Origin of the sequence: Paractinoplanes globisporus DSM 43857 (genome assembly GCF_000379645.1) — a bacterium.
Taxonomy (GTDB): domain Bacteria; phylum Actinomycetota; class Actinomycetes; order Mycobacteriales; family Micromonosporaceae; genus Actinoplanes; species Actinoplanes globisporus.
In genome coordinates, this window is record NZ_KB903296.1 from 278,393 (window position 1) to 299,955 (window position 21,563).

The following is a 21,563-nucleotide window of genomic DNA, read 5'->3' on the forward strand; positions in this document are numbered from 1 at the left end:
TCTGTTCTCGGCGGCGGATTACCGCGATGATCCCTGGATGCGCAATGAGGTGAGCGGTCGCCGCCGGGCCGGGTGGATCGGGGCCGGCTACGCGGCGCAGGGCTTCGGCTATGCGGCCGTGGTGACCGCGCTGCCGGCGTTCAAGTCGCGGCAGGGGCTCGACGACGCGTTCGTCTCGGTGATTCTGCTGCTCGTGTGCGTGGCCGCGGCCGGCGGCTCGGTGCTGGCCGACCGGGCCGCGGCGCGGTGGGGCAGCCGGTACGCGCTCAGCGGCGGGCTCCTCGCGGTGGCCGCGGGGCTGGCGCTGACCACGTTCCACACGCCCACCGCGGTTTTCACGACCATTCTCATCGCGTACGGGATCGGACTCGGCGCCGTCGACGCGAGCCTGAGCATGCAGGGGGTCCTCGTCCAGGCCCGGCTCGGGCGCAGTGTGATGAGCCGCCTGTTCGCCGCCTACACGGCCGCCGCGATCACCGCCGCCCTGCTGATGTCGGGCTTCGCGGCCTCGGGCGGGGGAGCGGCCCTCGCGGTCGGGGCCGCCGCCGTGATCGCCGTCCTGGTCGTGCTGTTCGGCTTCGGCTCGCTCGAGCCGGCCCGCACGGTGATGCCCGAGCTGGCCGGGGACAAGCGGCACGACGGCACCCGGCACGTCGTGCTGGTCTGCGGGGCGTTCATCTTCACCGCGTTCCTCGCCGACTCGGCCGTGAGCACCTGGAGCTCCGTCTACCTCGACGACTCGCTGCTCGCCACGGCCGCGGTCGTCCCGCTCGGCTACGCCGCCTACCAGGCCGCGGTGCTGGTGTCCCGGCTGGTCGGCGACCACGTGGTGCCACGGGTGGGCCGGGGCGCGGCGGCGGTCGGCAGCCTGGTGATCTGCGCGGTGGGCTGCGGGATCGTGGTGGCCGTGCCGGAGGTGATCGCGGCGATCGCCGGGTTCGCGCTGACCGGCATCGGGGTGGGCATCCTCGTGCCGCTCGCGTTCAGCGCCGCCGGCCAGGCCGCGCCGGGGCACAGCGACGAGGTCATCGCCCGGGTCAACCTGTTCAACTACGGCGGGGCGCTGATCGGGGCGGTGCTGCTGGGCGCGCTGTCCGAGCCGGTCGGTCTGCGGACCGCGTTCCTCATCCCGGTGATCGGGCTGATCGCGACGCTGCCGGTGGTCCGGGCGCTGCGGAAACTGCCCACCGAGCCGGCCGTGATCTCCCCGCCGGCGACCGCCCCGCGCTGAGTCAGGCGCCGGCCCTCTCGACGGACTCGCGGAGGAACCGGCCGACCTCGTCGATCGCCGCCTCGGCCTCGGGCAGGAACGTCCAGAACAGGTGGAAGTCGTGCGTCGGCACCGGAAAGATCGAGGTGCTGACCGGCGTCCCGAAGCTCCGCGCGCGCTGCGCGAGCAGCGTGGCCTCCTGGAACACGGAGTCGCCCGAGGCGGCATGGATGAGCAGCGGCGGTAGCCCGCTGAGGTCGGCGTGCAGCGGATCGACCAGGGGATCGTCGATCGGGTGCCCGTCCAGGTAGGCGTCGGCGAGCACCTTGGCCATCTCCGGCAGGAACACCGTCGGCGCGTCCTGCGGCGGCCGGTGGGTGCGGCCGGTCAGGTCGACCCAGGGGCACAGCAGCGCGGCCGCGGCCGGCATCGGCAGGCCACGCTCGCGCAGGGCGAGCAGCACCGACATGGTCAGCCCACCGGCGGCGGAGTCGCCCACCAGCGTGATCCGGCCCGGCTCCACACCATCGAGCATCCAGCCGTACGCGTTCAGAGCGTCCTCGATCGAGCTGGGGTAGGGGTGCTCGGGCGCGAGCCGGTAGTCGATGGCGATGGCCGGCATCCCGGCCGCCGCCGCGGTCGCGCCCACCAGGTGGCGGTAGCCGAAGGCCGAGCCGGCGACATGTCCGCCGCCGTGCAGAAAGAGGATCGTCGCGTCCGACGCCTCCGGCGGGGCCAGCCGCAGCGCCGGCACGCCGCCCGCGACGGTGGGCGTGATCGCGATCTCCGGCGGCGGCGCGTAGGGGGCGTGCAGCTCCTCGGTGGTGGACCGGATGCGATCGAGGTCGGCGATGCTCGCCGTCGCCTCGGCCCACGGCCGCCAGATGCTGGTCATGCGGGCGGCCAGCTCGCCGCCGACCGCCCGGGTCTCGGTGATCGCCTCGTCCACGTCGGCCAGCAGGGTGCGGGCGCGGGCGAGCAGCGCCTCGCCGGCCAGGGTGAGCTCGACCCGCTGGGTGGAACGGCGGAACAGCTCGCACCCGATGAGCCGCTCGAGGCTGCGGATCTGCCGGCTGAGCGCGGGCTGCGACAGGAACAGCCGCTGCGCGGCGCGGCTGAAGTTCAGCTCCGCGGCGACCGCGACGAACGAACGCAGGTGCCGCAGCTCGACGGCCTCCGGCGTGGGGGTGGCGATCTCGGCCATGGACACCATCTTGGCGTAACCGGTGCGAGTTTCGTCGAATGAAATCCGCAGTGGTTGGTCTTCTCGCCACCGCAGGCGTCCGTCTCGCTTGACCTTTCGCGCGTCAGCCCGGCAGCCATTGCAGCTCGTGCGCCAGGGTTTTGGCGACGGCACGGATGCGGCGGTGCAGCGGCGACTGCTCGCGTGGGAGGACCAGGTAGATCGTCAGGCCGGGCGCGCCTCGGAGCGGTCGCCAGGTGAGACCGGCCGGTTGTACCGTGACCGCGGCTTCTCCGGCCGGGGCGAGGGTGACCCCGTCGCGCAGGTCGCGCTGAGACATGTCGAAAGAGACTGCGGGCGTGTGGAATCGGGGGTGTGGCCGGATGTCTCGGAACAGTGCGGACAGCTGATCGTGGATCACGGGGTTGGCCGCACGGTCCGGGAGTCGCAGCGGGTACGCGGCCGCGTCGGCGATCTCGATCTCCGGGAGTTCGGCCAGCGGATGGTGCTGCGCCAGCTGGACCCCTACGCGCGCACGCCGCAGCGGGAACCGGCGCACGCCACGGCCCGGCTGTTCACCGCGGGTGATCCCGGCATCGATGCGGCCGTCGGCGACCGCGGGGGAGATCTCCGGTGTCGCCATCGGGACCGCGCCGACCTCGAGTCCGCTGTTGCCACGAATCAGCCTGTCCACCAGGGCCGGTACTGTCTCGGCCCCGGTGCTGAGGCTGTATCCGATGCGCAGCGTGCCCAGTTCACCGGCCGCCGCGCTCCGGGCGGTGTCCCATGCCCGGTCCAGCGCCGCCAGCGCGGGCGGCGCGGACTCCGCCAACGCCGCACCGGCCGTGGTCAATACGACGCTGCGCGTGTTGCGGACCAGCAGGGCCGTACCGAGTTCCGCCTCCAATCGGCGCATCCGGGCGCTGAGAGCGGGCTGTGCGATACCGATCCGTGCGGCCGCGCGGGTGAAGTTCAACTCCTGCGCCAGCACCAGGAAGTACCGCAGGCTCACCGTGTCCGGCGCCACGTGCCCTCCCTGCCGATTGATAACGATCCGTTCTGAGTCTATCCCGTACCGGTCTTTCCCTCGACCGCGCATCGGGCCCTAACCTGCGCATATGACGATTCAACCGACCGCAGGAGGTTTCCATGGCCAAGGGCTACTGGGTCAGTGTCTACCCCGCCATTTCCGACCCTGAGAGGCTGACCGCCTACAACAAGCTGGCCGGTGCGGCTGTCCAGGCCGGGGGCGGGCGCACCCTGTCCCGTGCCGGTCGAGTCGTCGCCCACGAAGCCGGAATCACGCAACGCGTCGTTCTGGTCGAGTTCGACAGCTTTGATCAGGCCGTCGCCGCATACGAGAGCGAGGCGTACCAGAAGGCGCTGGTGGCCCTCCCCGACGGCGTCGAGCGCGACTTCCGCATCATCGAAGGCGTCGACTGACCGCCCTGGGAGAACACGATCCGTCGCCGTGACCAGGCGCTGGACCGAGAACTCGCCCGTGCGATGCGCGCTGCGCATCGCCGTCATGCGTGATCGGCCTTTCCCCGTGAGCACCGTCGCTTGCCAGGCTGAGCGCATCGACAGCACGGAGAGGAGCACCACCGTGAAACAGCAGCGCAGGGTCGTGGGAAGCATTTCGTTGTCGCTGGACGGCCGGGTGACCGGGCCGGGTGGGCCGTTCGACATGGGCTGGATCGTCCCGCACGCGGTCTCCCCGGAATCGCGGAGCCACATGCTGACGGTCACCGGCGCGGCCACCACGGCATTGCTGGGCCGCCGGAACTACGAGGGGTTCGCCGGCTTCTGGCCGGCGGTCGCCGGCGACGAGGCGGCCGACCCGGCCGACCGCGAGTTCTCCCGCTGGCTCAACGAGGTGGAGAAGGTCGTCGTCTCCACCACTGTCCGCGAAGGATCGTGGCATCACACGCGGTTCACCGCCGAGAGCCCGGCCGTGGTCGTCAAGCGGCTGCGCGACCAGCCGGGCGGCGACATCGTCGTGCCGGCCAGCGCGAGCATCATCCGGGCCCTGCTGGCCGCGGGGGAGCTCGACCGCCTGTCGATCACGCTCTGCCCGGAGCTGGTCGGTGGTGGCGCGTACCTCTTCGACGAAGCCCCGGCCGGATCGTCCTGGTCGCTCACCGCGGCGACCACCACCTCGAGCGGCGCGATCTGCCTGCTCTACGACCGGCGCCTGCCGAGCTGAGGAGCAAGCATGCGAGAGAGGTCCGAACTGCATCCGCGCCTCGCGCTGGCGCTGCTGTCCCTGCCGTCGCTGCTGATCGCGATCGACATCAGCGTGCTCAGCGTCGCCCTGCCCAAGATGGCCGCCGACCTGCACCCGTCGCCCACCCAGTTGCTGTGGATGAACGACATCTACGGGTTCATGGTCGGCGGCACCATGATCACGATGGGCGCGGTGGGCGACCGGATCGGCCGGCGCAAGCTGATCCTGATCTGCTCGGCGGTGTTCGCCATCGCCTCGGCGTTCGCGGCGTTCGCGACGACCCCGGGGATGGTCATCGGGACCCGCGCGGTGATGGGGGTCGCGGGCGCCGCGATCATGCCCGCCTCGATGGCGCTGATCGGCCGGCTGTTCCCCGACCCGGGACGCAGCGTGTCGGCGATGGGCGCGTACATGACCTGCTTCCTCACCGGGATGGCCGTCGCGCCGCTGGTGGGTGGCGTGATGATCGAGCATTGGTGGTGGGGATCGGTCTTCCTGCTCGGCGTGCCGGTGATGCTGCTGACGCTGGTCGCGGCGCCGAGCCTGCTGCCGGAGGTCCGCAACCCGGGCGCCGCGCGGATCGACCTGCGCAGCGCGGCGCTGTGCCTGGCGTCCATCCTGCTGGTCGTCGCCGCTCTCAAGATGCTCGTGAACGGGGGCTGGTCGTGGCCGCCGCTGGTTCTCGCGGTGGCCGGCGCCGGGCTGGGCTGGGTCTTCGTCCGACGCCAGCACGCGCTCGACGACCCGCTGGTCGACCTGTCGCTGCTGCGCCGGCCGGGCGTGGCCCGGGTGATGTGGGTGCTGTTCCTGACCGCGCTGCTGATGGGCGGCACGTCCCTGTTCGTCGCCTTCTACCTGCAGTCGGCCCGGGGGCTGTCGCCGTTGCGGGCGGCGCTGTGCCTGCTGCCGTCGATGGTCGTGATGATCGTGGCGGCGAACCTCGGGCCCTGGCTGGGCCGGCACGTGCCGCCGTCCCGGGTCGTCCTGGGCAGCCTGTTGTTGATGACCGCCGGGTTCGTGGCGTACGCCGTCATCCCGGCCGGGCGGTCCGGCCTGCTCGTCGTGATCGGCGGCGGAATCCTGGCCACCGCCGGCATCGGGTCGGCGTTCCCGTACCTGATGAACGACGTGATCTCCAAGGCCCCGCCGGAACGGGCCGGGTCCGCGGCGTCGTTCACGCAGACCGCCAACGAGATCGGCATCGCCTCCGGGCTGGTCGTGCTGGGCAGCATCGGCACCGTCGTCTACCGCCGGCGGTTGTCCGCCGGGACCGGGTACGCCGACTCGTCGTGGGTCGACGGCTTCCGGCGGGCCGCGGACCTTCATGATCCGGCGCTGCTGGGTCACGTCCAGGACGCCTTCGTCACGGGCTTCCGGGCGGTGGGGCTCTTCGGCGTACTCGTGATGGGTGTTGTGCTCTTGTTGCGGTGGCGCCGGACCGCCCGGCCCGCCGATCGGCGCCCGGACTCTGTCACAACTCAAGAGGCTGTCCTGTCTTAGCTGACGACAACCAGACAGCGGGAAGGGTGAACAGTCATGAACATCGCCGTACTGGGCGGTACCGGGCTCATCGGGTCGCAGGTCGTCAAGATCATCAATGCGGCCGGGTACGAGGCGGTGCCGTACTCGCTCTCCAACGGGGTCAACGTGATCACGGGTGAGGGCCTGGACGGCGCGCTCAAGGGCGCCGACGTGGTGGTCAACCTGACGAACTCGCCGACCTTCGACGACGCCTCACCGGCGTTCTTCCAGACGAGCATGGACAACATGCTGGCCGCCGCGCAGCGGGAGGGTGTGGGCCACGCGGTCATCCTCTCGATCGTCGGCGTCGACCAGGTGCCGGACCTCGTCTACTACCGCGCCAAGGTGCTGCAGGAGAAGATCCTCGAGGCCGGCCCGGTGCCGTACTCGATCGTCCGCGCCACGCAGTTCTTCGAGTTCATGGACTCGGTCCTGTCCTGGACCTCGGACGAGAACACGGTGCGCCTGCCCAAGACGCCGGTGCAGCCGCTCGCCTCCGCCGACATCTCGAAGGCGGTGGCCGAGGTCGCCATGGGCAAGCCGCTGAACGGGATCCGCAACGTCGGCGGGCCGGAGAAGCTCACGCTCGACGAGCTGGGCCGGATCGCGCTGGCGGCCAAGGGCGACAAGCGCACGGTCGTCGTCGACGACACGGCCGGCATGTTCGCGGCGGTCAAGGGCGACGTGCTGACCGCGCCGGCGGACGCCATGCTGGCCGGCACGACGTTCCGCGAGTGGCTCGCCTCCCGCCGCTGACGGCCGCGAAAGCGCCGGGCGTTCACGCCCGGCGCTTTCGCGTATCTCAGTACTTGACGCCGGCCAGGGACTGCGAGACGTCCCAGAGACGGGCGGCCGCGATCGGGTCCTGCGCCGAACGGTAGATCTTGAGTGCGGTCGGGTCGCCGGTGAACTCGCCGAACCCGTCCGGGCCGTAGAGCCGGCCGCCCTCGGCCGCCGGGTCGGTCGCCGCGTACAGCGCCGGCAGCGCGCCCTTGTCGACGCCCTGCACCAGGACGCCCCACTTGTTGAGGCGGGTCATGATGCCCTCCAGCGGCGACGGGCGCTCCCGGCCCATGTTGGGCCCGGCCGCGTACAGGCCGGTCAGCGTCGTGCCCGGGTGGGCGGCGTTGCTGACGATGCCCCAGTCCGCGGCCCGGGAGCGACGGTCGAGCTCGAGCGCGAAGAGCAGGTTGGCGAGCTTCGACACGCCGTACGCCCGCACCGCCGAGTACTTGAGCTCGCTCTGCAGGTCGTCGAAGTCGAGCCGGGCCCGCTTGGCGGACGCGCTGGTCATCGTGGTCACGCGGGCCCGGCCGGCGGTCAGCAGCGGCAGCAGCCGGCCGGTCAGCGCGAAGTGCCCGATGTGGTTGGTGCCGAACTGCAGCTCGAGGCCGTCCTTGGTGGTGTGCCGGACGGCCGGCGCCATGACGCCGGCGTTGTTGACCAGGATGTCGATCGGCCGGTCCAGGGTCGCGGCGAACTCGGCGACCGAGTCCAGCGAGGCCAGGTCGAGCCGGCCGAGCGTGACCTTCGCGCCCGGCGCCTCGGCGCGGATGCGGTCGAGCGCGGCCTCGCCCTTGGCCGGGTCGCGGACCGGCAGGACGAGCTCGGCGCCGGCCGCGGCCAGGCGGGTGGCGAGGCCGAGGCCCACGCCGCTGCTGGCGCCGGTGACGACGGCCAGACGCCCGGAAAGATCGTTGTTCATGATGAGGAATCTCCGTTTCGGTGGTGCCAGTGGAGCAGCTTGGCCGGGTTCAGCACGATCCAGAGATGTGTGATCCGGCCGGCCGTGGCGCCGACGGCGACCACGGCCACGGCCGTGCCGTCCCGGCGCAGGGCCAGGCCGGTGCGGCCGTTGACGCTCTCGACGGTCAGGCGGGCGCCGGGCCGCTCGGAGAGCAGGGCGATGACGAGGCGGGCGACGTCGGCCGGGCCGCGCACCGGCTGCAGGGCGGCCAGCACCGCGCCGCCGCCGTCGCAGACGCACACGGCCTCCGCGTGCAGCAGCGCCCGGAGCGCGGCGTGGTCGCCCGAGTCGCAGGCGCCGGCCAGCCGGCGTACGAGATGGTCAGAGTCGTCCGGCATCGGCGCGCGACGAGACGAGCTCCCCGCCCGACGTGAAGGCTTCCCTCGGGTGCTGGACCGAGGCGAGCGAGACGATGTCGCGGCCGAAGAGCGCCGCGGTCGTCCAGAGGGCCAGGACGCGTACCTTCCGCTCCCAGGTCGGCACGGCGAGCACGTGGTAGCCGCGGTGCATGAGCCAGGCCGGAAAGCCCTTGATGACCAGCCGGTGGTACTGGAAGATCCCGCGCCCGAGGCCGAGCGTGGCGACCGTGCCGAGGCTGTGATGCAGGTACGGCTTGGTCTCGCGCCCCCGCAGCGTGGCGATGAGGTTCCGGGCCAGCAGCTTGCCCTGGCGTACCGCGTGCTGGGCGTTGGGCACTGTCGCGGCTCCGGGCTTCTCCGCGGCCAGGTCGGGTACGGCGGCGTCGTCGCCGGCGCCCCACGCGTCCTCGACCGGGGCGTCGTCGGTGCCCACTCGCAGGTCGGCCCGGACCACGAGCATGCCGCGCGCGTCGATCGGCAGGTCGGTGTGGTTGTGCACCATCGGGTTCGCGGCGTTGCCGACCGTCCACACGATCAGCTCCGAGTCGAACTCCTCGCCGGTGGAGAGCACCACGTGACCGTCGCTCGCGTCGACGAGCTGCGCGTTCAGGTGTACGCGGCCACCGCGCTCCTCCAGCGAGCGCACGACCCACTCGCCGGGCTTGTCGGTGACCTCGGGCAGGATCCGGTCGCGCGCCTCGACCAGGTGGAAGCTGAGCTCGTCGGCACTGAGCTCGGGGTACTTCCGGACCAGCGCGGTGGCCAGCGAGAGCAGCTCGCCGAAGCCCTCGACGCCGGAGAAGCCGCCGCCGACGAAGGTCACGGTCAGCAGCCGCCGGCGCTCGGGGCCGGGCGGCAGCGACGCGGCCTGGTCGAAAGCGGTCAGCAGCCGGTCGCGGATCGCGACGGCCTCCTCGACGTGCTTCATGCCGATCGCGTGCTCGGCGATGCCGGGGACGGACAGCTTCCGGGTGACCGCGCCCGCCGTGACCACGATGATGTCGTACGGGATGGTGAACTCCGGCCCGACCGCGGGGCGGACCGTGACCGTCCGGCTCGCATGGTCGATCCGGGTCACGCTGCCGGTGACCAGCTTGGTCTTGCGCAGGTGCCGTCGCTGCGACACCGCGGCGTGCCGCGCCTCGACCGAGCCGGCCAGCACCTCGGGCAGGAACGGCTGATATGTCATGTACGGCCGGGGGTCGACGACGATGACCCGCGCCTCACCCCGGCGGAGCTTCTTCTCAAGTTTCCAGGCGGTGTAGAAGCCGGCGTAGCCTCCGCCGACCACCAAGATCGTCCGCACGGTCGACTCCTGTTCTGTAGCAGTCGCCCGCTAAGACAGGGGACCGCCCTCGTTTGTGACAGCCCCGAGCTTCTCCGGGTTCAGCATCCAGAACAGCTCGTCGATGCCGTCGGCCGAGGCGGTCAGCGAGACCACGCCGAGCAGCTCGCCCTTGCGGGTCAGCACCGCGCTGGGCTGCCCGTTCGCGGTGATCCAGCGGATCTCGACGCCCTCCCAGTACCAGGACGAGAACGCCGCGATGAACTTCGCCACCCGGGCCGCGCCCACCACGATCTTGCGGGAGACGTTCCGCGCGCCGTTGCCGTCGGAGACGCTCGCCACATCGGCGGCGAAGAGCTTCTCCAGCTCCTCGAGATCGCCCGTGCGGGCCGCCTCGAGAAACGTGGCCAGCAGCTCGCGTTGTACGACCTCGGAGACCGGGGCCTTCCGCTCGCCGGTCACGTGCTTGCGGGCCCGGCTGACCAGCTGCCGCACGGCCGGCTCGGTGGACTGCAGGATGCTCGCGATCTGCGAGTACGGGTAGTCGAACGCCTCCCGCAGCACGTAGGCGGCGCGCTCGGTCGGGGTCAGCTTCTCCATCAGCATGAGCACCGCGAACTCGAGGGCCTCGCCGCGTTCGGCGCCCAGGTAGGGGTCGGCGCCGGTGTCGACCGGTTCGGGCAGCCACGGGCCGATGTACGTCTCCCGCCGGGCCCGGGCCGACTGCAGCTCGTTGATCGCGAGCCGGGTGGTGGTCGTGGCCAGGAACGCGCCCGGGTTCTCGACCGTGTCGCGGTCGTACGCCTGCCACCGCAGCCAGACGTCCTGGACCAGGTCTTCCGCCTCGGCGGCGCTGCCGAGCATGCGATAGGCGATCCCGAACAGCCGCGGCCGCACCTCCGTGAAGATCTTGGCCGCCTGGTCCAGGTCGCCCGCCATGTCTGTGTCGCCCCCTTGAGCTCGCCGACCCCCCATCCTCACCCGGCGGGCAGTCGATCACCAGTGTGCCCCGGGCAACACCGGACCCCGTGTCACACATTCCGCCGCCGCGTGGTCTGGCCTAGCGAGACCAGAGAAGGGCGAAGATGATGACCGACCACGTTCTCGAGCCGGCGGCCCAAGGGATCGCCGACGCAACCAGCAAACCTCCGTTCCTGTACGAGATCGGTGTCGAGGCGGCCCGCAAGGTGCTGGACGACATCCAGGCCGCGCCGATCGACAAGCTCCCGGTCGACGAGAAGTGGATCACCGTGCCGGCCGCGGTGGGCGACGTGCGAGTGCGCATCGTCAAGCCGGCCGGCGCCACCGGACAACTTCCGACCATCCTGTACGTGCACGGCGGCGGCTGGATCCTCGGCAACGCCGGCACCCATGACCGGCTGGTCCGCGAGCTGGCCGTCGGCGCCGGCGCGGCGGTCGTGTTCGTCGAGTACGACCGCTCGCCCGAGGCGCGGTACCCGGTCGCCATCGAGCAGGCGTACGCGACCGCGCAGTGGATCACCAAGGACGGCGCCTCCGAGGGGCTCGACGCGTTCCGGCTGGCCATCGCCGGTGACTCGGTCGGCGGCTGCATGACCGCGGCCGTCGCGATCATGGCTAAGCAGCGCGGCGACGTCTCCTTCGTCCACCAGTCGATGTACTACCCCGTCACCGATGCCGGGCAGGACACCGACAGCTACCGGGAGTTCGCGAACGGGCCGTACCTGCCGGCCAAGAGCATGGAGTGGTTCTGGGACGCGTACCTGCCGGAGAAGGAGAAGCGGGCCGAGATCACCGCTTCGCCGCTGCGGGCCACCCTCGACGACCTGCGCGGGCTGCCCGAGGCGTTCCTCATCGTCGACGAGAACGACGTGCTGCGGGACGAGGGCGAGGCGTACGCCCGGAAGCTCACCGCGGCCGGGGTGCGCACGACGGCCGTCCGCTACAACGGCACGCTGCACGACTTCATGATGCTCAACCCGGTCCGGGGCACGGCCGCCGCGACCGGCGCCATCGAGCAGGCAATCTCCGTCCTCCGCAAGGCCCTTTCCTGATTCGTCCTTCGTCTTTGAGGAGCCCCACATGACCGACACCAAGCCCACCGTCGTCCTTGTCCACGGCGCTTTCGCCGAGTCCGCCAGCTGGAACGGGGTCATCGAGGGCCTCTACGGCGCCGGCTACGACAGCGTCGCCGTGGCCAACCCGCTGCGCAGCCTCGCCGGCGACGCCGCCTACGTGCGCGACGTCCTGAAGTCCATCCCGGGCCCGATCGTGCTGGTCGCACACTCGTACGGTGGCATGGTCATCTCCGAGGCGGCCGCCGGCCTGAGCTCGGTGACGGCCCTCGTGTACGTCTGCGCGTTCGCCCCGGAGACCGGTGAGTCGGCGTTCGAGCTGTCCACGAAGTTCCCGGGCAGCACGCTCGGCGGCGCGCTGAACGCCTACCCGGTCAGCAGCGGCGGCAACGAGTTCGCCATCCGCAAGGACGCTTTCCACCACCAGTTCTGCGCCGACGTGCCGGTCAAGGACGCCGCCCTGATGTTCCACACCCAGCGCCCGGCCACCGAGGCGGCGCTCTCCACCGGGCTGCCCACCGGCGACCCGGCCTGGAAGGCGATCCCGAGCTGGTTCGTCTTCTCCGACCAGGACCTCAACATCCCGGTGGCGCTGCACCGCTTCATGGCCGAGCGGGCCGGCGCCAAGGGCGTACGGGAGATCGCCGGCGCCTCGCACGCGCTGAGCGTCTCGCAGCCCGAGGCCGTCACCCAGACGATCCTCGAGGCCGCCCAGTAGGCCGTTTCCCCTCGCGAATGGCCAGGCTCCCGGTTCGGTGGCCTGGCCATTCACCTGGTCAGAAGGCCACGCCGAGGGCGGCCCGGGCGGCGTTCAGGTCGGGGGAGGGGTCGTCGGTGGCCCACCAGACGTAGCCGTCGGGGCGGACGATCGCGGTCGTGCCCGGGGTGGGCTCGGCGGTGGTGGGGCGGCCGTCGGGCATGTCGGCGGCCGGGACCCGGGTGCCGGTCAGGGGATGGGCGCCGGTGCCCGCGTTCGGTGGCGGGTAGGCGACGTCGATCGCCGAGAGGCGGCGGGCCAGCGTCCGGTTCATCTCGGGCAGGGTGCCCATCAGGTCGCTCAGGAGCTTGCGCAGGGCCAGTCCCTCGGCCGTGGTGGCGGTGATCAGGGCGGTCTGGGCCATCGTGTGGCGGGCGACGTCCTCCGCCCACGGCCTGCGCTCGGCCTCGTACGTGTCCAGCAGGGACTCGGCGGCCCGGCCCTGGCTGACGGCGGCCAGTTTCCAGCCGAGGTTCATGGCGTCCTGCAGGCCCAGGTTGAGACCGACGCCGCCGGCCGGGAAGTGCATGTGTGCGGCGTCGCCGGCCAGCAGCACGCGGCCGGAACGGTAGGTGGCGGCCACCCGGGTGGCGCTGTCGAACTGGGTCATCCATTTCGGGTCGCGCAGGCCGAAATCGGCGCCGGAGATGCGGGCGGCGGTCTCGCGCAGTTCGTCCATCGTCAATGCGCCGCGGCCGGCCTGCTGGCGTTCCGGGTCGTACCCGGCGATCCGGTGGAGTCCGCCCGGCATCGGCGCCACCATCATGGCGCCGCGGTCGTTCACGACGTTGAACCCGGGCGGCGGCGGGGCATCGGCCACCACGTCGCCGAGGTACGAGTAGAAGGTCGCCTCGGTGCCCGGGAAGTCGATTCCGGCGAGGCGGCGCACGGTGCTCGCGGCCCCGTCGGCACCGACGACCCAGGCGGCGCCGAAATCGGCGTCGGGGGTGATCACGCGTACGGAATCGTCGTCGGTCTGCTCGAGACCGACGGCCTGGACGCCGCGCACGATGCGTGCCCCCAATGCCAGCGCCCGGTCTTCCAGGATCGCCTCGGTGCGGTCCTGCGGAAAGGACAGGACAAAGGGGTACGGCGAATCGAGCCCGGTGAAATCGACGCGGCGCTCGAGAAAACCGAAGTGCCAGCCCGGCAGGCGTACGCCGGAATGGAGGAAAATGCCGGCCAGACCGCGCATGGCGAGCAGTTCGAGCGTGCGGGCGTGCATGGCGACGCCCTTGGTGATCGGGGGACGCTCGGTGCGCCGCTCGAGAACGGTCACGTCCACATCGGCCAGACGCAATTCGGCGGCCAGGAACAGGCCCACGGGCCCCGCGCCGACGATGACAACCCCATCGATCCCCGTCACGGGGTGACGATAGCGTGCGCGGGTGCGTACTTGTTGTCCCTGGCCGGCCCCGTGACGATCGACCGATGTCGAACACCGGGCCACCGCCCGCGCCGTACCGGCTGATCGCCGCCGGCCTGCGCGACGAGATCCTCGCCGGGACACTCCCGGCCGGGGCGAAACTGCCGTCGCAGCACGAGCTCGCCGCGCGGCATCGGGTCGCCCGTGCGACCGTGCAGTCCGCGCTGCGCACGCTCGCTCACGATGGCCTCATCACCGCGCGCAAGGGTGCGGGGCATTACGTGGCCGCGGCCTTCTCCACCGACGCCGATCGCTGCCCGGCCCGGGTCGAGCTCGACGCGGCCCAGCTCGCCTGGCTCGATCAGCTGCCGCATCCGGGCCACGAGCTGGTGCGGGTGCTGCGGTGCGAGCTGGAGAACACGCACGTGGGCCCGCACGCCGGGCTCGGCCAGCATGCGGGCGACACCGAGTGGTGGGTGCGGTGGACCCTCGTCGCCTCCGAGATCAACCCGCTGCGGATGTGCCCGGCCCAGCGCGACCCGGGCGACCCGGCGGCCGACGACAACACGTGCCTGCTCTTCGACGGGCACGTGGGCCGCCACTCGTACGGCGCCGGGTACTTTTCGTAGTCCTCGCGGGTGCGGGTCGGTTGCCTCGCTCAGCGCCGCGGGCGGCCACACCGAACTGACCGGCATGCGTCTGATGGTCCGGTCCCGTCGCGGTGGTTCCGTTGCCCGTTCCCGCCGGTCGGCCCGTGCCCTCCTGGCCGGGCTGCTGACCGGGCTGCTGACCGCCGGCGTGGCGCTGGCCCCGGCGTCGCCGGTCTTCGCGGCCGATGACCCCGCCACCGGGCTGCGCGTCATGCCGCTCGGCGACAGCATCACCTTCGGCAAGGGCGATCCGGCCTCGAACGGCTACCGTGCGACCCTCTGCTCCTGGCTGACCGAGGCCGGGGTGCCCGTCGACTTCGTCGGGTCGCAGCACAACGGCACGGGCGCCGACAACGATCACGAGGGCCACCCCGGCTGGCGGATCGCCCAGCTCACCGACGGCATCGACCAGTGGATGGCCGACTCGACCCCCGACGTCGTGCTGCTCGACATCGGCACCAACGACCTGCTCCACCACGACCACCTCGCCGAGGCGCCCGACCGCCTGCGCACGCTGCTCGACCACATCGTCATCTCGAACCCGCAGGTCCAGATCCTGCTGGCCGAGCTCCTGGTCGTCGACGACGGGCACGCGGCCGACTTCCAGGCCTACAACGCGGCGGTGGCCGAGCTGGCCGCCCAGTACCCGGCCAACGTCACGCTGGTCGACATGTCGGCCGTGCCGGTCGCCAACACGGTCGACCACGTCCACCCGAACGCCCTCGGCTACCAGCAGATGGCCTTCCAGTGGTACGAGGCCCTGCGCGGCGTCCTGCCCTCGGGCCGGTCGTGGTCCCCGGTCCCGCCGAGCTAGCCGACGACCAGCAGGATCAGGGCGATCAGCGGGGCCAGGCCCTGCACCGTGGCCGCACGGATCATCCGGCGGTTGGTGGCCAGCAGGACCAGGGACGCGGCGAGCATGCTGCCGCAGGCGGCGGCGACGAGGGCGCGGCCGGCCGCATCCTGGTCGGTGTGCAGGAGGATCAGGCCGACGGCGGCGATGATGGCCAGGAACAGGTTGTAGAAGCCCTGGTTGAAGGCCCACGGGCGGACCGCGGGCAGCTCCGCCTCGGTGACGCCGAAGTTCTTGCGGGCGGACGGGCGGGGGAACAGCACGCTCTCCAGCACAAAGATGTACACGTGGATGAGAGCCGCGATCAGCGCGGCGACCTGCCCGACAGCGTTCATGGTCGGGGATTCTGCCGCACGGGCGGCGGTGACGCGATCTTGCGATAACGGTCAAGTCCGGCCGGTGCGTGCCGATGCACAGGCCATGACTCGCTGGTTTGGCGCCGGACACAGCACCCTGACGGACCCGGCCGCGGCGGGTGCCGCCGCGGCCGAGGCTGCCTTCGAGGGGCGGGAGCCGGTTCTCGCGTTCGTGTTCTGCTCGGTCGGCTATCACGTGCCGGAGATGCTCGACGAGGTGAGAACCCGCGTCGGGCCGGAGACCGTCATCGTCGGGTGCACCACCTCGGGACAGATGACCACGGGGCAGGCCGGCGGCGACGGGGTCGCGGTCGTCGCGCTCGGCGGGGAGGGCTTCGACGTGCGTACGCGAATCGCGCGAAGCGTCACCCCGCGCCTGCGTGAGGCCGGCGCCGAGATCGCCGGCTGCCTCGACGAAGTGAGCAGCCCGCACCGGGTCCTGCTGATGATGGCCGACGGGCTGACCGGCAACCAGCACGAGATGGTGCGCGGCGCCTTCTCGGTGGTGGGTGCGGCCGCGCCGCTGGTCGGCGGGTGCGCCGGCGACGATCTCACCTACGTGCGCACCTACCAGTTCTACGGTGGCCGGGACGGCGTCGAGATCCTCACCGACGTCGCGATGGGCATCGCGCTCGGCTCCGACGCGCCGCTCGGCGTCGGCATGGCGCACGGCTGGCGCAAGCAGGGCGACGCCATGGTGGTCACCCGCAGCCGCGACGGCCGGGTCTTCGAGCTCGACGGTGAGCCGGCCCTCGACGTACTGCTGCGCCGGCTCGGGCTCGACGAGTCGGCGCTCGACGACATGGCCGCCTTCCGCGACCGGATCTTCCTGCATCCGCTCGGGATGTCCCGGCGCAGCGGCGAGGACATTCGCGTGATCCACGGCGCCGACCCGAGCGACCGCTCGGTGCTCTGCCTCGCCGACGTGCCGCAGGGCGCGCTGACCTGGTTCATGGAGAGCGACCACGACGCGCTGCTCGACGGCGCCCGCGAGTCGGCCGCCCAGGCACTCGACGGGCTCGACGGCCACCAGGCGCTCGGCCTGCTCGCCTTCGACTGCGCTGGCCGTCGCACCGTGCTCGGCGACGAGGGCGTCCAGCAGGAGATCGGCGTCATCGGCAAGGAACTGGGCGACGTCCCGTACGGCGGTTTCTACACGAACGGCGAGATCGCCCGCCTGCGCGGCTCGCTCGGGATGCATCACTTCACGTTGGTCACGCTGGCCCTGGCCTGAGGGGGGAGACCATGAACCACTGGTCGACCCACCAGCTCACGGAGTTCTTCGCCGCGGTCGGCTCGTCGCAGGACGAGCGGTCCGCGACGATGGTCGCGATGGAGCGGGCCAGCGAGGTGCTCGAGGCCGAGGTCGGCGCCGTCCTGGTCGACGGGCGGGTCGAGGTGGCCTGGGGCATCCGCGGCGACGAGCTCGACGCGGCGCTCGGCGGCGATCCGGGCACCGCGACGATCGGCATGGCCGGCAACGACGAGCTGTTCGTCGCCTCGGCCCGGTTCGGCTCGAAGCACCGCGGTGACCTGCTGGTGGCCCGGGCCGGGGAACCGCTGAGCCCGGAGGAGCGCCAGCTGCTGCAGGCCATGGCGCAGACGCTCGGCCTGGCGCTGGACAACATCAAGCTGCTCAGCGCCGAGCGGCGGCAGCGGGTGGAGCGCGAGCGGGAGGCCGCCGAGCGTCTGGCCCTGCTGGAGTCGCTGCGCGAGGCCCGGCACGACTCGCTCACCGGCCTCCCGACCCGGGTGCTGTTCCTGGAGGTGCTCGAGGAGAAGGTACGCGGCGGCACTCCCACCAGCGTGCTGTTCATCGACCTCGACCGGTTCAAGGCGGTCAACGACAGCCTCGGGCACCGGGCCGGCGACGACCTGCTCGCGCACGTGGCCGACCGGATCCGCCACTGCCTGCGCCCCGGCGACGTGGGCGCCCGGCTCGGCGGCGACGAGTTCGCCGTCCTGCTGCACGACACGACCGCCGACGAGGCCGTGCCGGTCGCGCAGCGGCTGATCGAGGCGATCCGCCGCCCCTTCCCGATCTTCGGCCGGGACGTCTTCATCGGGGCGAGCGTCGGCATCGCCACCCACTGCGACACCGCCCCGGTCGACCCGGGTGACCTGCTCGGCAACGCCGACGTGGCGATGTACAAGGCGAAGAAGGAGGGCACCGGCAAGGTCGTCGTCTTCGCCCCGCAGATGCACGCGGAGGCGCTGGCCCGGCTCACCCTCACCAGCGACCTGCAGCGGGCGCTGGCGCACGGCGAGTTCCGCCTGCAGTACCAGCCGCTGATCCGGCTCGCCGACGGCGCGACCGCGGGGGTCGAGGCGCTGGTGCGCTGGCGCCGGCCGGACGGCCGCTACGTGGCGCCCGCCGACTTCGTGCCGATGGCCGAGGAGAACGGCCTGATCATGGACATCGGCCGCTGGGTGCTGCTCGAGGCCGGCGCGCAGGCCGCCCGGTGGCGCGAGACCATGCCCGACCTGCACCTCAACGTCAACGTCTCCGGCCGGCAGCTGACCGACCCGGGTTTCGCGGCCGACGTGCGGCTGATGCTCACCGAGTTCCGCCTGCCGCCGACCGCGGTGACGCTGGAGCTGACCGAGTCGGTGCTGATGAACGACCCCGCCGGCGCCATCGCCCGCCTCACCGATCTCAAGGCCCTGGGCGTACGCCTGGCCGTGGACGACTTCGGCACCGGGTACTCGTCGCTGTCATACCTGCAGCGTCTGCCGGTGGACGAACTGAAAATCGATCAGGCCTTCATACCGCACGCCGAGCCGACCGCCGAGGACCTGGCCGTGATCCGGGCGGTCGTCGAGATGGCTCGCGCGCTCCGGCTCCGTACGGTCATCGAAGGAATTGAGACGGAGGCGCAACTGGCGGCAATGCGCCGGCTCGGCTGCGACCTCGGCCAGGGTTTCCACCTGTGCCGCCCGGCCGACCCGGAGCGGCTGCTGTCACCCGTGGCCGCCTGAGTCCGCCGCTCCCTTGAGGAACAGGTCCGACGTGGTCACCGTGGCCTGCCTCGGGAACACCTTCTCGAGCAGGACCCGGTGCACCTCGGGATCGTTGTCGAGGCAGCAGTCGGCCAGCACGGTGAGCCGGTAGTCGAGGTCGGCCGCCTGCCGCAGCGTGGAGAGCACGACCCCGCTGGTCGCGATGCCGCTCAGCACGACGTGATCGATCTCGAGCGATCGCAGAACGACCTCGAGGTCACTGCCCGTGAACGCCGACACGCGACGCTTCGTGACCACGATGTCTCCCGGCTGCGGCGCCACGTCCGGGTGGATCTCGTTGAGCTGTCCGACCATCCGGCGCGCGGCCTCGCCGAACACCTTGTTGCGCGCGCTCACCTCCGGCGCGCCGGGCCGGAAGCCGACCATGACGTAGATGATCGGCACACCACCGCCGCGCGCGGTGTCGATGACGCCGCGCAGGCGCGGCAGGTAGTCGGGGTCCGGGTAGCGGGCGACGATCGCTTCCTGCACATCCATCACCAGCAGAGCGGTTCCGGTCACGCTTTTCCTTCCGTACGGGTCGAAGCACTCCAGCTGCCGAGCAGGCGGAGCGCGGTCTCGGAGTCGGATCCCGGCTCGGCGGTGCCGGCCGTCATCCGCAGATCGGGGTCGGCGACGATCGCCAGCGACTCGAAGGTGAGCGTGAGCGATCCGACGATCGGGTGCCGGAAGCGCTTGACCCCGCTCCGGCGCCGCCGCACGTCGTAGTCCGCCCACATCCGGCGAAAGGCCGGGCTGCCCGAGGTCAGATCGCCCACGAGCGCGGCCAGCCGCTCGTCGCCGGGGCGCCGGCCCGCCTCGGCCCGCAGCAGCGCCACCGCGTCGTGCGCCAGCGTCCGCCAGTCGGGGAAGAAGTCCGCCGCGGCCGGGTCGAGGAAGATGTACCGGGCCTGGTTGGCCGTCTCACCCTCGTAGAGCGGCGCGAACAGGGCCCGCCCCAGCTCGTTGGCGGCCACGATCTCGAGGCACCCGTCCCAGACGTACGCGGGAATGTCGGTCATCGCGTCAAGCAGGCGCCGAACCTCCGGACGGACGCACGGCGGCGGCCAAGGCCGCTCGTGCGAAGTTTCGTTGGCCGCGTGCACCAGGTCGAACAGGTGCTCCCGCTCCACGTCGTCGAGCCGCAGCGCCCGCGCCACGGCGGCCAGCACCGCGTCCGAGATGCCCTGGCACTTCCCGCGCTCGAGCCGGATGTAGTACTCCACGCTCACGCCGGCGAGCGCGGCCACCTCCTCGCGCCGCAGCCCGGCGACCCGCCGCAACCCGTCGGCCGGCAGCCCGGCCGACTCCGGGGTTATCCGCGCCCGCCGCGACACCAGAAAGTCCCTGATCGCCACGGCACCCACGGTAGGCCGGTCGGCGGCGCGCCGGGAGGAACTGGTTGTACCTGCCAGGCTCAGTAGCGGAACGTGGCGATGACGTCCTGCAGCTGCGTGGAGATGCGGGCCAGGTCGGTCGCCGCGTTCTCGGTGGCGTCGGCGGCCTCGCGGGTCGTCGAGGTGACCTGCACGACGTCGGCCAGCTGGGTGCTGATGTCCGAGGTGCCGCTCGCCGCCCGGCCCAGGTCGTCGGTCATGCCCTTCGTCGTCGCGCTCTGCTGCTCGACCGCGGACGCGATGGTGTTCTGGAAGTCGTTGATGTTGCCGATGATCGCGCCGATCCCGGAGATCGACTCGACGGCCTCCTTGGCGTCGCGCTGGATCGCCTCGATCCGCCGGCTGATCTCCTCGGTGGCCTTCGCGGTCTCCTGCGCGAGGTCCTTCACCTCGCCGGCGACCACGGCGAAGCCCTTGCCGGTCTCCCCGGCGCGGGCCGCTTCGATCGTGGCGTTGAGCGCGAGCAGGTTGGTCTGCTCGGCGATCGCCGTGATCGTCTTGACCACGCTGTCGATCTCGGCCGAGGAGACGTCCAGCTTGGTCATCAGCTTCTCGGCCTCGGCGGCGGTGCCGACCGCGTCGGCGGCGACCTTGGCGGCCTCGCTCGCGCTGATCGCGATCTCCCGGATCGCGGCGCCCATCTGTTCCGCGCCGCCGGCGACCGCCTGCACGCCGGCCGTGACCGCCTCGGCGGCCTGGTCGATCGAGTTGACCCGGCTCGAGGTCTGCTCGACACCGCCGGCGAGGTTGCGGCTGGCGTCCTGCATGTCCTCGGAGCGCTGGGTCAGGCCGGAGCTGGCGTCGGCGAGCGTCTGCATCGCCGATCGCATGTGATCGACCGCGTCGGTGGCCGAGCGGGACATCTGGCCGATCTCGTCGGTGCCCGGGTCGGGCTGCCGGGCGCGCAGGTCGCCGGCGGCCATCGCGGCCATCAGCTCGGCCAGCGACGACAGGCGGCGGGTCAGCGCCCGGGCCGAGACCAGCGCGATGATGCCGGCCAGCAGAATGCCGGCGGCCAGGGTCAGGATGATCGTGAGCCGGGCGTTCTTCGCCGCCGACTGGGCGTCCTTGGCGGCGGCCGACGCGTTGTTCAGCTCGAGCGACTTGAGGTCCTCGATGTGCCCGACCGCGTCGACGATCGCCGGGTTGAGCTTGGTGCTCCGGAAGTTCTGCCAGGCGGCCATGTCGCCGGCCTTCTGCAGCGCGGTCGACTGGTCGCGGTAGACCAGATACTGCTCCCAGGAGGTCCGCACCTGCGTCATGCCGGCCTTCTCCGCGGCCGAGACGTCGAGCTTCTGGTACGCCTCGATCCCCGCCGTCACCAGCTTCATGTTCGCGGCGGACTCGTTGCTGTACGCGGTGGACTTGGCCGTGTCGGTCGTGGTCGCGCCGGACAGGCCCGCCCACCGCGCGTGCCAGATGAGCTGCTGGATGTCCTGGACCTGGGTGAGTGGGAGCAGCGATCTGCTGTAGATCGCGTCGGCCCGGTCGGCGATGGTCTGCATCCGCAGAATGCCGACGACGCCGACGGCGACAGCGACGACCAGACCGATCGCGGCCGCGATGAGCAGATTGCTGCGCATGCTCATCGACCGCAC

22 protein-coding genes are annotated in these 21,563 nt (G+C 71.7%); 11 read left to right on the forward strand and 11 right to left on the reverse strand.

All coding sequences use genetic code 11. The annotated features are described in order from the left end of the window. Window positions 1-37: 37 nt before the first annotated feature. The gene (locus A3CQ_RS0110640) at window positions 38-1,231 is read left to right on the forward strand and encodes an MFS transporter (RefSeq protein ID WP_051115217.1); all 1,194 of its coding nucleotides are present in this window, start codon (window positions 38-40) and stop codon (window positions 1,229-1,231) included. Between the two features lies 1 nt (window position 1,232). Here the strand turns inward: A3CQ_RS0110640 and A3CQ_RS0110645 are convergent, their stop codons facing one another. Next, entirely contained in the window at window positions 1,233-2,414 is a 1,182-nt protein-coding gene (locus A3CQ_RS0110645) for an alpha/beta hydrolase fold domain-containing protein (protein ID WP_020510921.1), read from the reverse strand. A 103-nt stretch (window positions 2,415-2,517) separates the two neighbouring features. Next, complete coding sequence (locus A3CQ_RS0110650) at window positions 2,518-3,420, reverse strand: LysR family transcriptional regulator (protein ID WP_020510922.1); 903 nt, start codon at window positions 3,418-3,420, stop codon at window positions 2,518-2,520. 122 nt (window positions 3,421-3,542) lie between these two features. On the opposite strand from A3CQ_RS0110650, the gene A3CQ_RS0110655 reads away from it, so the two are divergent. From A3CQ_RS0110655 to A3CQ_RS0110670, 4 genes are all read left to right on the forward strand, one after another. Continuing rightward, window positions 3,543-3,836: a DUF1330 domain-containing protein gene (locus A3CQ_RS0110655; RefSeq protein WP_020510923.1), complete on the forward strand. Its 294-nt coding sequence runs from the start codon at window positions 3,543-3,545 to the stop codon at window positions 3,834-3,836. A gap of 163 nt (window positions 3,837-3,999) precedes the next feature. Further along, a complete protein-coding gene (locus A3CQ_RS0110660) occupies window positions 4,000-4,599 on the forward strand; it encodes a dihydrofolate reductase family protein (RefSeq protein ID WP_026205539.1) in 600 nt (199 codons plus the stop codon). A gap of 9 nt (window positions 4,600-4,608) precedes the next feature. Beyond that, the gene (locus A3CQ_RS52295) at window positions 4,609-6,120 is read left to right on the forward strand and encodes an MFS transporter (protein WP_020510925.1); all 1,512 of its coding nucleotides are present in this window, start codon (window positions 4,609-4,611) and stop codon (window positions 6,118-6,120) included. A gap of 36 nt (window positions 6,121-6,156) precedes the next feature. Beyond that, the gene (locus A3CQ_RS0110670; protein ID WP_020510926.1) at window positions 6,157-6,897 is read left to right on the forward strand and encodes an SDR family oxidoreductase; all 741 of its coding nucleotides are present in this window, start codon (window positions 6,157-6,159) and stop codon (window positions 6,895-6,897) included. A 46-nt stretch (window positions 6,898-6,943) separates the two neighbouring features. On the opposite strand, the gene A3CQ_RS0110675 is transcribed toward A3CQ_RS0110670, so the two are convergent. The 4 genes from A3CQ_RS0110675 to A3CQ_RS0110690 are packed head-to-tail and all read right to left on the reverse strand — an operon-like array spanning window position 6,944 to window position 10,471. Further along, complete coding sequence (locus A3CQ_RS0110675; protein WP_020510927.1) at window positions 6,944-7,846, reverse strand: SDR family oxidoreductase; 903 nt, start codon at window positions 7,844-7,846, stop codon at window positions 6,944-6,946. Next, on the reverse strand, window positions 7,843-8,226 hold the full coding sequence (locus A3CQ_RS0110680; RefSeq protein ID WP_020510928.1) for a sigma-70 family RNA polymerase sigma factor family protein: 384 nt from the start codon (window positions 8,224-8,226) through the stop codon (window positions 7,843-7,845). Before A3CQ_RS0110680 ends, A3CQ_RS0110675 begins: the two co-directional genes overlap by 4 nt. Further along, entirely contained in the window at window positions 8,210-9,553 is a 1,344-nt protein-coding gene (locus tag A3CQ_RS0110685; RefSeq protein WP_020510929.1) for an NAD(P)/FAD-dependent oxidoreductase, read from the reverse strand. Before A3CQ_RS0110685 ends, A3CQ_RS0110680 begins: the two co-directional genes overlap by 17 nt. Window positions 9,554-9,583: 30 nt before the next feature. Further along, a complete protein-coding gene (locus A3CQ_RS0110690) occupies window positions 9,584-10,471 on the reverse strand; it encodes an RNA polymerase sigma-70 factor (protein ID WP_020510930.1) in 888 nt (295 codons plus the stop codon). 146 nt (window positions 10,472-10,617) lie between these two features. Here A3CQ_RS0110690 and A3CQ_RS0110695 point away from each other — a divergent pair, with 146 nt between their 5' ends. Continuing rightward, complete coding sequence (locus tag A3CQ_RS0110695; RefSeq protein WP_245577159.1) at window positions 10,618-11,565, forward strand: alpha/beta hydrolase; 948 nt, start codon at window positions 10,618-10,620, stop codon at window positions 11,563-11,565. 28 nt (window positions 11,566-11,593) lie between these two features. Then, complete coding sequence (locus A3CQ_RS0110700; RefSeq protein ID WP_020510932.1) at window positions 11,594-12,304, forward strand: alpha/beta fold hydrolase; 711 nt, start codon at window positions 11,594-11,596, stop codon at window positions 12,302-12,304. A gap of 58 nt (window positions 12,305-12,362) precedes the next feature. On the opposite strand, the gene A3CQ_RS0110705 is transcribed toward A3CQ_RS0110700, so the two are convergent. Further along, on the reverse strand, window positions 12,363-13,709 hold the full coding sequence (locus A3CQ_RS0110705; RefSeq protein WP_211216523.1) for an FAD-dependent monooxygenase: 1,347 nt from the start codon (window positions 13,707-13,709) through the stop codon (window positions 12,363-12,365). A gap of 65 nt (window positions 13,710-13,774) precedes the next feature. Between A3CQ_RS0110705 and A3CQ_RS57230 the strand changes: the two genes are divergently transcribed. Beyond that, window positions 13,775-14,338, forward strand: a complete 564-nt coding sequence (locus tag A3CQ_RS57230; protein WP_051115214.1) for a winged helix-turn-helix domain-containing protein — start codon at window positions 13,775-13,777, stop codon at window positions 14,336-14,338. Window positions 14,339-14,402: 64 nt separating this feature from the next. Then, window positions 14,403-15,173, forward strand: a complete 771-nt coding sequence (locus A3CQ_RS60655; RefSeq protein ID WP_020510934.1) for an SGNH/GDSL hydrolase family protein — start codon at window positions 14,403-14,405, stop codon at window positions 15,171-15,173. On the opposite strand, the gene A3CQ_RS0110720 is transcribed toward A3CQ_RS60655, so the two are convergent. Further along, complete coding sequence (locus tag A3CQ_RS0110720; protein WP_020510935.1) at window positions 15,170-15,547, reverse strand: DUF1304 domain-containing protein; 378 nt, start codon at window positions 15,545-15,547, stop codon at window positions 15,170-15,172. The two genes, A3CQ_RS60655 and A3CQ_RS0110720, sit on opposite strands and share 4 nt — an antisense overlap. 85 nt (window positions 15,548-15,632) lie before the next feature. On the opposite strand from A3CQ_RS0110720, the gene A3CQ_RS0110725 reads away from it, so the two are divergent. Next, entirely contained in the window at window positions 15,633-16,802 is a 1,170-nt protein-coding gene (locus tag A3CQ_RS0110725; protein WP_020510936.1) for an FIST signal transduction protein, read from the forward strand. Window positions 16,803-16,813: 11 nt separating this feature from the next. Continuing rightward, a complete protein-coding gene (locus A3CQ_RS0110730; RefSeq protein ID WP_020510937.1) occupies window positions 16,814-18,547 on the forward strand; it encodes a putative bifunctional diguanylate cyclase/phosphodiesterase in 1,734 nt (577 codons plus the stop codon). On the opposite strand, the gene A3CQ_RS0110735 is transcribed toward A3CQ_RS0110730, so the two are convergent. From A3CQ_RS0110735 to A3CQ_RS0110745, 3 genes are read right to left on the reverse strand one after another with little or no spacing between them, the layout of a single operon-like run. Next, window positions 18,530-19,090: a cysteine hydrolase family protein gene (locus A3CQ_RS0110735; protein ID WP_020510938.1), complete on the reverse strand. Its 561-nt coding sequence runs from the start codon at window positions 19,088-19,090 to the stop codon at window positions 18,530-18,532. The genes A3CQ_RS0110730 and A3CQ_RS0110735 overlap by 18 nt on opposite strands. Further along, the gene (locus A3CQ_RS0110740; protein ID WP_020510939.1) at window positions 19,087-19,926 is read right to left on the reverse strand and encodes a helix-turn-helix domain-containing protein; all 840 of its coding nucleotides are present in this window, start codon (window positions 19,924-19,926) and stop codon (window positions 19,087-19,089) included. The genes A3CQ_RS0110735 and A3CQ_RS0110740 overlap by 4 nt, the downstream gene beginning before the upstream one ends. Window positions 19,927-19,985: 59 nt before the next feature. Further along, complete coding sequence (locus A3CQ_RS0110745) at window positions 19,986-21,554, reverse strand: methyl-accepting chemotaxis protein (protein ID WP_211216525.1); 1,569 nt, start codon at window positions 21,552-21,554, stop codon at window positions 19,986-19,988. Window positions 21,555-21,563 lie beyond the last annotated feature (9 nt).

Bases quoted from the DNA above. Each gene is read 5' to 3' on its own strand.
- A3CQ_RS0110640 (WP_051115217.1), top strand. From the start codon at position 38: ATGCGCAATGAGGTGAGCGGTCGCCGCCGGGCCGGGTGGATCGGGGCC.
- A3CQ_RS0110645 (WP_020510921.1), bottom strand. From the start codon at position 2,414: ATGGCCGAGATCGCCACCCCCACGCCGGAGGCCGTCGAGCTGCGGCAC.
- A3CQ_RS0110655 (WP_020510923.1), top strand. From the start codon at position 3,543: ATGGCCAAGGGCTACTGGGTCAGTGTCTACCCCGCCATTTCCGACCCT.
- A3CQ_RS52295 (WP_020510925.1), top strand. From the start codon at position 4,609: ATGCGAGAGAGGTCCGAACTGCATCCGCGCCTCGCGCTGGCGCTGCTG.
- A3CQ_RS0110670 (WP_020510926.1), top strand. From the start codon at position 6,157: ATGAACATCGCCGTACTGGGCGGTACCGGGCTCATCGGGTCGCAGGTC.
- A3CQ_RS0110675 (WP_020510927.1), bottom strand. From the start codon at position 7,846: ATGAACAACGATCTTTCCGGGCGTCTGGCCGTCGTCACCGGCGCCAGC.
- A3CQ_RS0110680 (WP_020510928.1), bottom strand. From the start codon at position 8,226: ATGCCGGACGACTCTGACCATCTCGTACGCCGGCTGGCCGGCGCCTGC.
- A3CQ_RS0110690 (WP_020510930.1), bottom strand. From the start codon at position 10,471: ATGGCGGGCGACCTGGACCAGGCGGCCAAGATCTTCACGGAGGTGCGG.
- A3CQ_RS0110695 (WP_245577159.1), top strand. From the start codon at position 10,618: ATGATGACCGACCACGTTCTCGAGCCGGCGGCCCAAGGGATCGCCGAC.
- A3CQ_RS0110700 (WP_020510932.1), top strand. From the start codon at position 11,594: ATGACCGACACCAAGCCCACCGTCGTCCTTGTCCACGGCGCTTTCGCC.
- A3CQ_RS57230 (WP_051115214.1), top strand. From the start codon at position 13,775: ATGTCGAACACCGGGCCACCGCCCGCGCCGTACCGGCTGATCGCCGCC.
- A3CQ_RS60655 (WP_020510934.1), top strand. From the start codon at position 14,403: ATGCGTCTGATGGTCCGGTCCCGTCGCGGTGGTTCCGTTGCCCGTTCC.
- A3CQ_RS0110720 (WP_020510935.1), bottom strand. From the start codon at position 15,547: ATGAACGCTGTCGGGCAGGTCGCCGCGCTGATCGCGGCTCTCATCCAC.
- A3CQ_RS0110725 (WP_020510936.1), top strand. From the start codon at position 15,633: ATGACTCGCTGGTTTGGCGCCGGACACAGCACCCTGACGGACCCGGCC.
- A3CQ_RS0110730 (WP_020510937.1), top strand. From the start codon at position 16,814: ATGAACCACTGGTCGACCCACCAGCTCACGGAGTTCTTCGCCGCGGTC.
- A3CQ_RS0110745 (WP_211216525.1), bottom strand. From the start codon at position 21,554: ATGAGCATGCGCAGCAATCTGCTCATCGCGGCCGCGATCGGTCTGGTC.